At 73.4% G+C, this 9,838-nt stretch carries 9 protein-coding genes; 6 read left to right on the plus strand and 3 right to left on the minus strand.

Features of this window, described 5'->3' with window-relative positions; all coding sequences use genetic code 11:
- Positions 1-132: 132 nt before the first annotated feature.
- Both H5J33_RS13405 and H5J33_RS13410 read left to right on the plus strand, forming a co-directional pair.
- The gene (locus H5J33_RS13405; RefSeq protein ID WP_181795132.1) at positions 133-774 is read left to right on the plus strand and encodes a lactate utilization protein C; all 642 of its coding nucleotides are present in this window, start codon (positions 133-135) and stop codon (positions 772-774) included.
- A 75-nt stretch (positions 775-849) separates the two neighbouring features.
- Positions 850-2,004, plus strand: coding sequence for a betaine/proline/choline family ABC transporter ATP-binding protein (locus H5J33_RS13410; RefSeq protein ID WP_181795133.1), 1,155 nt, complete (start codon positions 850-852; stop codon positions 2,002-2,004).
- Between the two features lie 7 nt (positions 2,005-2,011).
- On the opposite strand, the gene H5J33_RS13415 is transcribed toward H5J33_RS13410, so the two are convergent.
- From H5J33_RS13415 to H5J33_RS13425, 3 genes are read right to left on the minus strand one after another with little or no spacing between them, the layout of a single operon-like run.
- Positions 2,012-2,977 carry an ABC transporter substrate-binding protein gene (locus tag H5J33_RS13415; protein WP_181795134.1) on the minus strand — a complete coding sequence of 322 codons (966 nt, stop codon included), beginning with the start codon at positions 2,975-2,977 and terminating at the stop codon, positions 2,012-2,014.
- Positions 2,974-3,648, minus strand: coding sequence for an ABC transporter permease (locus H5J33_RS13420; protein ID WP_181795135.1), 675 nt, complete (start codon positions 3,646-3,648; stop codon positions 2,974-2,976). The genes H5J33_RS13415 and H5J33_RS13420 overlap by 4 nt, the downstream gene beginning before the upstream one ends.
- Positions 3,645-4,325 (minus strand): ABC transporter permease, encoded by a 681-nt coding sequence (locus H5J33_RS13425; protein ID WP_181795136.1) that lies wholly within the window; start codon positions 4,323-4,325, stop codon positions 3,645-3,647. Before H5J33_RS13425 ends, H5J33_RS13420 begins: the two co-directional genes overlap by 4 nt.
- A 365-nt stretch (positions 4,326-4,690) precedes the next feature.
- Between H5J33_RS13425 and H5J33_RS13430 the strand changes: the two genes are divergently transcribed.
- The 4 genes from H5J33_RS13430 to H5J33_RS13445 all read left to right on the plus strand — a co-directional run.
- The gene (locus tag H5J33_RS13430; protein ID WP_181795137.1) at positions 4,691-5,107 is read left to right on the plus strand and encodes a hypothetical protein; all 417 of its coding nucleotides are present in this window, start codon (positions 4,691-4,693) and stop codon (positions 5,105-5,107) included.
- The gene (locus H5J33_RS38335; protein WP_181795138.1) at positions 5,104-7,497 is read left to right on the plus strand and encodes a tetratricopeptide repeat protein; all 2,394 of its coding nucleotides are present in this window, start codon (positions 5,104-5,106) and stop codon (positions 7,495-7,497) included. Before H5J33_RS13430 ends, H5J33_RS38335 begins: the two co-directional genes overlap by 4 nt.
- A 170-nt stretch (positions 7,498-7,667) precedes the next feature.
- On the plus strand, positions 7,668-8,525 hold the full coding sequence (locus H5J33_RS13440; RefSeq protein WP_181795139.1) for a MoxR family ATPase: 858 nt from the start codon (positions 7,668-7,670) through the stop codon (positions 8,523-8,525).
- On the plus strand, positions 8,522-9,838 hold a 1,317-nt coding region (locus H5J33_RS13445), incomplete at its 3' end, for a VWA domain-containing protein (protein ID WP_181795140.1). The genes H5J33_RS13440 and H5J33_RS13445, both read left to right, overlap by 4 nt.

The raw sequence follows: 9,838 nt of genomic DNA on the forward strand, positions 1-9,838 counted from the left end.
CCGAGGACCCGGCGTTCGCCGAGGCCTTCACCCTCCAGAAGAGACTCGTGGAGCGCGGGACCTGCCGGCCGTGCCCCCGGAGCCCTTCCGGGACTGGTGGCAGCGCACCCGCGGCGGAAAGGACGGCGACAGGTGAACAGCAGGGAACGGGTCCTGGGCCGGGTGCGGCGGGCCCTTGCGGACGTGACCCCGGACGAGCGGCCGTACGAGGAGGCCGTGGCCCGGGACTACCTGCGCGCCCACGGGGAGCGCACGGCCGAGGAGACGGTGGAGCTGCTGGCGGAGAACCTGGCGGACTACCGGGCGATCGTGCACCGCGCCGGCGCCGGGGAACTGCCGGCGCTCGTCATGCGGCTGCTCGCCGCACACGGCTCCCGGGAGGTGCTGGTCCCGCCGGGCCTGCCGGCCGGATGGCTGGACGGGGCCGCTCCCGTGCGGATCCACGACCGGGCGGAGCTCACCGCCGCGCGGCTGGATCGGGTGGACAGCGTGGTGACCGGCTGCGCCGTGGCGGTCGCGGAGACCGGCACCCTCGTGCTCGACGGCTCCCCGGACCAGGGCCGGCGCCGTATCTCGCTGATCCCGGACCACCACATCTGTGTCGTCCGCGTCCCGGACCAGGTGGTCTCCTCCGTCCCGCAGGCCCTCGAACGCCTCGATCCGACCCGGCCCTTGACCTGGATCTCGGGCCCGTCCGCCACCAGCGACATCGAACTGGACCGGGTGGAGGGCGTGCACGGCCCGCGCACGCTGGAGGTGATCCTGTTCGGGTGACCGTCGGGCACGCGGGGTCCGCCGGTCGGGGCACGGCGGGATGAGGGGCCGGGCCGGCTGCCGTAGCGTGGGGGAATGATCCGGTTCGAGCAGGTCACCAAGCGGTATCCGGACGGTACGACGGCCGTGGACGACCTCTCCTTCGAGGTCGCCGAGGGCGAACTGGTGACGCTCGTCGGGCCGTCCGGGTGCGGCAAGACGACGACCATGATGATGGTGAACCGGCTCATCGAGCCGACCTCCGGCCGGATCCTCGTCGGCGGCCGGGACATCGCCACCCTCGACCCGGTGCGGCTGCGCCGCCGCATCGGGTACGTCATCCAGCAGGTGGGCCTCTTCCCGCACCGCACCGTCCTGGACAACACCGCGACCGTGCCCGCGCTGCTCGGCTGGAAGCGGGCGCGGGCCCGGGCCCGGGCGGCCGAGCTGCTGGACCTGGTGGGCCTGGATCCGAAGACGTACGGGCCGCGCTATCCCCACCAGCTGTCCGGCGGGCAGCGGCAGCGGGTCGGCGTGGCCCGCGCGCTGGCCGCCGATCCGCCGGTGCTGCTGATGGACGAGCCGTTCGGCGCGGTCGACCCGGTGGTGCGCGAGCAGTTGCAGGACGAGTTCCTGCGCATGCAGGCCGAGGTGCGCAAGACGGTGCTGCTGGTCACGCACGACATCGAGGAGGCCGTCCGGCTCGGTGACCGCATCGCCGTGTACGGGCAGGGCCGCGTCGAGCAGTTCGACACGCCCGGCGCGGTCCTCGGGGCGCCCGCCACGCCGTACGTCGCCTCGTTCGTGGGCGCCGACCGGGGGCTGAAGCGGCTGTCGGTCACCGCGATCGAGCCGGACGACCTGGAGCAGCCGCCGGTGGCCCGCCCGGACGAGCCCGCCGCGCGGGCCCGTCAGCGGCTGCTCGGGGTGGGCGCCCGGTGGGCGGTGGTCCTGGACGCGGACGGTGATCTGCACGGCTGGGTCGGCATCGGGGAACTGGCGGCGGACGGCACGGTCGGGGACCTGGCCCACCGGATGACCGCCTGGGTGCCGGTGGGCGCGCCGCTGAAGCAGGCGTTCGGGGTGATGCTCCAGCACGACGCCGGGTGGGTGGCCGTGCTGGACGGGGCGCGGTTCCTCGGCGTGCTGACCCCGGCGAAGCTGCACGAGGCGCTGCGCCGCTCGGTGGACGCGGACGCGCGCGGGGTGACGCGGGGGCAGGTGCCGTTCGACTCGGTGGCGGACGCCTGAGGCGCGGCTACCCGGTCAGCCCCTTGTCCTCCAGGTAGGCGCGGGCCACGTCGGCGGGCAGCCGGCGCGCGGAGTCGACCTGCCGGTTCATCGCGGCGAGGTCGGCGGTGGTGAGCACGCCGTCGAGCCGCCCCAGGGTCTTCGCCACCCGTGTGCCGCCCGCGCGGGCGCGGTTGACGACCGGGACGACGTGGTCGGCGTTCTGCAGCCGCTTGTCGTCGGCGAGCAGGACCAGACCGAAGGAGTCGAGGGTGGCGTCCGTGGTGGTGGTCAGCACCATCTGGTCGCGGCCCTGCTGCACGGCCCGTTTGGCCTGGGTGGTGCCGACGCCCTTGGGGTCGATCCCGGTGATGTCGATGCCGTACACCTTCCGCAGGCCCGGGGCGCAGTACGGCCGCCGTACGCACTCGTCGCCCGCCGCGAGCCGTACCGGCAGTCTCCTGGCGCCGAGGTCGCCGAGGGTCTTCAGGCGGTGCCGGCGGGCGTAGGCCGCGGTCACCGCGAAGGCGTTCTGGTCGACGGCCCGGCCGGGCGCGAGGACGGTCAGGCCCCGGGGCGTGGCGAGGGCGCGCAGGGCCTTCATCGTGGCGCCGAGGTCGGGCGAGCCGACCGGGGCCGCGTCGGGGCCGTGCGTCCTGGCGTTCAGCCAGTCGGCGAAGGTGGCCGCGTACTCGGGTACGACGTCGATCCGGCCTGATTCCAGGGCCGGTTCGTACAGTTCCCGGTTGGCGACCGTGAGGATGGAGGTCCGGTATCCGGCGTCGTCGAGCAGCCGGGCGTACAGCTGGGCGAGCAGGTCGCTCTCGGTGAAACCGGCCGAGCCGATGGTCAGATGGCGGCTGTCGCCGGGCGCGGCGGTGACCTGGCCGCGGTCCTCCAGGGCGGGACCGGCGGCACAGGCGCCGAGGGGCGGCAGGAGAAGGAGGGCGAGGGCCAGGCGGACGAGTGCGGCGGGGAGGGGTCGGCCTGTCATGGCCGGCCGCCCCTCGCCCGGGCCGGCGCGAGCCGCTCGGCGAGTTCGAAGACGGCCTCCACCAGGAGGGCGAAGGCGGCGACGAGGAACGCGCCCGCGACCACCTGGGGCGTGCTCGCCAGGTTGAACCCTGCCGTGATGATCCGGCCGAGGCCGCCGCCGCCCGCGAGCGCGGCGATGGTGGCGGTGGCGACGAGCTGGACCGCGGCGATCCGCACCCCGTTCAGCACGAGGGGGAGCGCGAGGGGCAGTTCCACCCGGAACAGCAGCTGGCGGCCGGTCATCCCCATGCCCCGGGCGGCCTGTACGACACCCCGGTCGACCTCGCGCACGCCGACGTAGGCGTTGGTGAGCAGCGGCGGTACGGCGAACAGCACCAGGGCGATCACGGTGGGGCCGTCGCCCCAGCGTCCGACGGGGGTGAGCAGCAGCAGGACCAGCACGGCGAAGGTGGGCACGGCCCGGCCGGCGTTGGAGAGGTTCACGGCGAGCGCGCCGCCCTTGCCGAGGTGGCCGAGGACCAGCGCGACGGGCAGGGCGATCGCACAGCTCAGCAGGAGGCAGACGGCGGTGAGCGCCAGGTGCTGGAGCAGCCGGTGCCGGATGCCGTCCTCGCCCGGCCAGTGCGCGGGGTCGGTGAGCCAGTGCCAGGCGGCGGCGAGGGTGCTCATGCGCGGGCCGTCCTGGTCCAGGGGGTGATCAGCCGCTGCACGCCCAGCAGGAGCAGGTCCGCGGCGACGGCGATCAGCACGCACAGCACGGACGCGGTGAGCACCTGGGCCTTGAAGTAGCTGTTCATGCCCGCGTAGATGAGGTTGCCGAGGCCGCCGTAGCCGACGATCGCGCCGACCGTGGCCAGGGAGACCGCCGAGACGGTGGCGACGCGCAGGCCCGCCATCGCGGCGGGCAGGGCGAGCGGCAGCTCCACGGCGAGGAGGAGGCGGACGGGGCCGTAGCCGAGGCCGCGCGCGGCCTGCCGGGTCTCCTCGGGGACGGCGCGCAGGCCCGCGAGGATGTTCCGTACGAGCACGGTGAGCGAGTACAGCGCCAGCCCGGCGATGACGAGGGTGGCCGACAGGCCGTACAGGGGCAGGAGGAGGGAGTACATGGCCAGCGACGGGATGGTGTAGAGGATCGTCGTCACGGCCAGGACCGGGCCGGCCGCCCAGCGCCGGCGACGGGCCAGCACCGCGAGCGGCACCGCGACGACGAGGCCGGTGAGCACCGACAGAGAGGTCAGCTGGAGGTGCTGGACGACCGCGTCGAGCAGGATCTGCCGACGGGTGCTCAGATAGATCCCGCAGATCCACTCGTTGCGCGTCAGGCAGTCGTCGGGGAGCGGTGTCACGGGTCCATTGCAGCGGGCGGGGCGGGCGGGGGCGCGTTGTGGTGGGCTGGATGGGGGTGGCGGTGGTCGTCCGCCGCTGCCGGACCCGGGCGCGGTCCTCGGCTGCGCCGGGCCGGCGGAACGGAAACCGTGCTCCCGCCCGCTCACGCGAACGGCCTGGGAACACCTCCGGCGCGCCCCGGGTGTGCACGGGTGCCTCTCCGCCCGCGAACATCATGACCGGCCGGCCGCGACGGCGGCGAAGTGCGGCGCGCAAAGGCCCGCGGAGACGTTCCGGTCCTGGCGCGGCCCCGGGCAGCGACGGTCCCTCGCGCGCGGCGGACATTCGCTACGGTAGTGACCTTGCCACCGAGGTTGGGGGTCACATGGATTCGCTCGTCATGGCGGCGGGCTCGGCACTCGTGGGTGCGATGGCGACGGATGCCTGGCAGCAGGCACGTTCCTCCGCGGTGGCCCTGTGGCGCCGCGTGCATCCGCAGCACGTTCCGGCGATCGAGGACGAACTCGCCGAGGTGCGTGCGGAGGTGCTGGCTGCCCGCGGAGTGGGTGACACCGAGACCGAAGCGGGGCTTGCCGCCGACTGGCAGCGTCGGCTGGGCAGGCTGCTGCGCGACGACCCCGCTCTGGCGGACGAACTGCGTCGGGTTCTCGACGAGGAGTTGACCCCGCTGCTGCCGGACACGGAGGGCCACCGCGCCGCTTCCGTCGAGATGACGGCCCGCGCGTCCGGCAGGGCCCGGATCTATCAGGCTGCGGGCAACCAGACCATCAACGAGTCGTGAGCGGTGGCGCCGGCCGATCGGTGATTCGGCAGGACGCCGTGGCACGAGACGATGCCCGGATCTATCAGGCGGGCGGCGACATCATCATCAACGAAGCCGGCGCCCCACAGCGGCGCGGGCTTCCCGAGCAGCCGCCCGGACGGTTCGTCAGGGAGGTCACCGATCCGTACGCGTGGGAAGTGCACCAGGCCATCACCGTGGACGAGGGCGGGTTCACGGATCCTCTCCCGGTCTTGCCGGTGTACGTCGAGCGAGAACACGACCTACGGCTTCGCGCTGCCGTCCGGGAGGTGGTCCGGGGGCCGAGCCGGACGGTGGTGCTGGTAGGCGGATCCTCCACCGGGAAGACCCGCGCCTGCTGGGAAGTCATCCGGTCGCTCCCGCCCTCCTGGCGTCTGTGGCACCCCATCGAGCCGAGCCGGCCCGAGGCCGCCCTTGCCGGACTGGACGCGGTCGAGCCCCACACCGTCCTGTGGCTGAACGAGACCCAGCACTATCTGCTCACACCGAACAGCGCGCTGGGCGAGAATCTCGCTGCCGGTCTGCGCGCGCTCCTGCGAGACCCGGAACGTGGCCCCGTCCTCGTACTGGGCACGCTCTGGCCCGAGTACTGGGCGCAGCTCACGGCTCCGCCCGTGCCGGGTGCCGAGGACATCCATGCGCAAGCCCGGGCGCTGCTGGCGGGATGTGATCTGCCGGTACCGGAGGCGTTCGGCGCGAGTGAGGAGGCGAACCTCGCCAGGGCCGCCGCAGCGGATCCGAGGATCGCCTACGCCGCCGCTCATGCGGAACAGGGTCACATCGCCCAGTACCTGGCCGGTGCTCCCGCGCTCCTGGAGCGATATCGAAATGCGCCCCCGGCCGGAAGGGCGGTGACGCAGCTGGCCATGGACGCCCGGCGGCTGGGCCTCGGGCCGACCGTGTCACTGTCGCTGCTGGAATTCGCCGCTCCTTCGTACATGACGAACCTGCAGTGGGAGCAGGCAACGGACACCTGGCTCGCGCAAGCCCTGGAATACACGACCCTGCCGCTGCGCGGCGCACGCGGGCCCCTGACCCGGGTTCGCACTCGCCCGGGGGAGACCGAGCCCCCTGAACCGCACTTCCGGCTGGCCGACTATCTGGACCAGCACGGACGATCCGAACGCGCCTGCGCGGTGCCGCCCGGGGCCTTCTGGGAGGCCGCTGCCGACAACGTCCGTGATCCGGCGGCCCTCATGGCGCTGGCTCAGGCGGCCAATGATCGTTGGCGGTACCGTCATGCTGTCCGACTCGTCCTCGCGGCGATCCGTGCGGGAGACTCGAGCGCCTTCGCAGACCTGGCTGTGCTCCAGGCACGCTTCGACGGCTACGACCGGGAGTCGGAGGTGTACCGGCGGGCGATCGAGACCGCGGACGCCAGAGGCCTTGGCTCGCTGGCCTCCTGGCACGAGCGCCATGGCCGCCGCGAGGAAGCGGAGGACCTGTATGAGCGGGCCGCCGAGAAAGGAGACACGCCCGCCCTCGCGATGCTCGCCCGCCTCAAGGAGGACGCCGGCGACCGGGAGGGCGCCGAGCGCCTCTATCGCCGTGCCGCCGACGCGGGTGACTATGGTGCGCTCGTTCGAGTGGCCCAACGCATGAGCGGCCCTGACGAGGAGAGCGCCGCACGGCTCCTCCTTGCGAGGGACTCCACCATGGATCCCCGGGTGCGGTACCGATATGTTAGTTACCTCCTCGGTGACGACTCCCCTCCTCATGTGCGGGCCGCCGCGCACGCGGTCCTCACCGAAGCCGCCGATGCCGGTGATGTCGACGCTCTCCTCGTGCTGGCCGAGACGACAGAGCGGGCGGGTGACCGGAAAGAAGCAGCCGCTCTCTACCGTCGCGCTGCCGACGCCGGCAGTCATGAGGCCCTTCTCGGCCTGGCGTGGACGACGCCGGACGAGGAGACGCAGCGCGTGCTGTACCGCCGGGCCGCGGAGGCCGGGAGTGCCGGCGCACTGTTCCACCTCGCATGCATGAGTGATGTCGAAGGAGAGCTGGATCAGGCGATCCGGCTGATGCGACAGGCCGCGGAGTGGGGGGAACCCGACGCGCTCTGGGGGCTGGCGGACCTTCTCGAAAGAGCCGGGCGGACGGAAGAGGCGGAACTTGTCGCTGCCTCCGATCCCGACGGGCAGGGCCTGAGCGAGTTGCTCTACAGCCGGGAGGAGAACGGAGATACGGCCGGCGCCGATCGCCTTATCCGCATGGGAATCGACGCCGGATACCGGGGTGGCCTCGGTATCGGCACGTTCATCGAACACCACCGTTCCGACGTCGCCGACTGGCAACAGGCGCTCCGTTACGGCCTCGAGGCCGACGGCCGCCCGAGCGCGCCATGGCGTGTGGGACCAGTTGTCGACTGAATCCGGACCCGGCCATCGTGGGGGGAGCGGCGGGGCCGGTGAGCGAGCCGGGCGGCCGATGCCGACAGACCATGGCGCGGGAGCTGAACAAGCGCTTAGATAGAAGGCCGGAATCTTTCCCTGGGGCCCGGTCCCAGGACCGCACTGCTCCCGACCCGCCGGAGGGCCCGTTGTTCACGTCCGTCGACGACGTCTCCGTCCGCCTGGCCGAGGCCGGCTATCTCGCCTCGCCCGCCGTCGCCACCACCGTGTTCCTCGCCGCCCGGCTGGGCAAGCCGCTGCTGGTGGAGGGGCCCGCCGGGGTCGGCAAGACCGAGCTGGCCAAGGCCGTCGCCCAGGTGGCCGGTGCCCGGCTGGTGCGGTTGCAGTGCTACGAGGGCGTGGACGAGTCCCGGGCCCTGTACGAGTGGAACCACGCCAAGCAGCTGCTGCGCATCAGCGCGGGCCGCGACGAGAGCTGGGACGAGACCCGTACCGACATCTTCAGCGAGGAGTTCCTCCTCCCCCGCCCGCTGCTGACCGCCATCCGCGGTGACGAGCCGACGGTGCTGCTCATCGACGAGACCGACAAGGCCGACGTCGAGATGGAGGGACTGCTGCTGGAGGTGCTCAGCGACTTCCAGATCACGGTCCCCGAACTGGGCACGGTCACCGCCACCCGGCGCCCGTTCGTCGTCCTCACCTCCAACGCCGGCCGGGAGCTGTCCGAGGCGCTGCGCCGCCGCTGCCTGTTCCTGCACATCGGGTTCCCGGAGGAGGAGCTGGAGCGGCGGATCGTACGGCTGAAGGTGCCGGGCCTCGGTGACGCGCTGGCCGAGTCGGTGGTGCGGGTGGCGGGGGCGCTGCGCGCGATGGACCTGCGCAAGGCGCCGTCCGTCGCCGAGACGGTCGACTGGGCGCGCACCCTGCTGGCCCTGGGCGCCGGAACCCTGGACGAGAGGGTCGTACGGGACACCCTAGGGGTGATCCTCAAGCACCAGGACGACATCCGGAAGGCGGCTGCCAAGCTGGACCTGGACGCGCTGTGACCGCCGTCGCCGACCGGATCACCGGCCTGGTCGGGGCGCTGCGCGGGCACGGGGTGCGGATCGGCACCGGGGAGACCGTGGACGCGGCGCGGGCGGTGGCGGTGCTCGGCCTCGCGGACCGGGAGCTGCTGCGCGAGGGCCTGGCCGCGACCCTGCTGCACGGCCCGGAGCAACGGGCCCTGTTCGACTCGGTCTTCGACCTGTACTTCCCGCGCGGTGTCGGCGGCCCGCGGGACGCCTCCGGGGACCGGGACGATCTGCGCGACCGCCTCGCCGGGGCACTGGCCGACGACGACCGGGCGCTGCTGGCCCGGTTGGCGGCCGAGGCGGTCGACGCGCTGGGCGGGTACGGGAGTTCACCCGGCTCGGACGGCTGGTCGGCGTACCAGACCCTGGAACGTCTGCGTCCGCAGACCCTGTTGGCCCGGGTACGGGCCGGCGTCCGGGACCGGGGCGGGAGCGGGACGGGCGGGACGGACTTCGCGGACCGGCTGCTGGACGACGAGATCCGGCGCCGCATCGAGGAGTTCCGGCGGATGGTCGGGGCGGAGGCGCGGCGCCGGGTGGCGGAGCGGCGCGGGCGCGACGAGATCGCCCGGCGGGGCGTCCGCCCGACCGCCGACCGGGTCGACTTCCTGTACGCCGGCCGGGACCAGCTCGCCGAACTGCGCAGGACCGTCCAGCCGCTGGCGCGCAAGCTGGCCACCCGGCTGGCCGCGCGCCGCCGCCGGGCCGCGCGCGGCACGATCGACCTGCGCCGCACCCTGCGCTCCTCGCTGTCCACGGGCGGGGTGCCGATGCGTCCGGTGCTGCGCCGGCGCCGCCCGGTCCGCCCCGAACTGGTGCTGCTGTGCGATGTGTCCGGCTCGGTGTCCGGGTTCTCCGACTTCACCATGCTCCTCGTGCAGGCGCTGCACGAGGAGTTCACCAAGGTGCGGGTGTTCGCCTTCGTCAACCGGCTCGACGAGGTCACCGGTCTGCTCGAGCACGGCCGCGCCGACCCGGACGGGCTCGGCGCCCGCATCCGCGCCGAGGCCACGCTCACCGGCTGGCACGGCAGCAGCGACTACGGCATGGCGCTGGGCGAGTTCGCCGAGCGGTACGGCGGCGCGGTCGGCCCGCGTACGACGGTGTTCGTCCTCGGTGACGCCCGGACGAACATGAGCGACCCGAACCTCGCCGCCGTACGGGACATCGCCCGGCGGGCCCGGCGCGTGCACTGGCTGAACCCGGAGCCGCGCGACCGCTGGGGCACCGGCGACTCGGCGGCGCCCGCGTACGCCGGCCTGGTGGAGATGCACGAGTGCCGCACG

This window comes from Streptomyces sp. WELS2 (genome assembly GCF_013870595.1).
GTDB lineage: Bacteria > Actinomycetota > Actinomycetes > Streptomycetales > Streptomycetaceae > Streptomyces.

What these genes read in the sequence shown, in the direction of transcription:
- H5J33_RS13430 (WP_181795137.1), top strand. Translation starts at nt 4,691, where the DNA reads ATGGATTCGCTCGTCATGGCGGCGGGCTCGGCACTCGTGGGTGCGATG.
- H5J33_RS13410 (WP_181795133.1), top strand. Translation starts at nt 850, where the DNA reads ATGATCCGGTTCGAGCAGGTCACCAAGCGGTATCCGGACGGTACGACG.
- H5J33_RS13420 (WP_181795135.1), bottom strand. Translation starts at nt 3,648, where the DNA reads ATGAGCACCCTCGCCGCCGCCTGGCACTGGCTCACCGACCCCGCGCAC.
- H5J33_RS13415 (WP_181795134.1), bottom strand. Translation starts at nt 2,977, where the DNA reads ATGACAGGCCGACCCCTCCCCGCCGCACTCGTCCGCCTGGCCCTCGCC.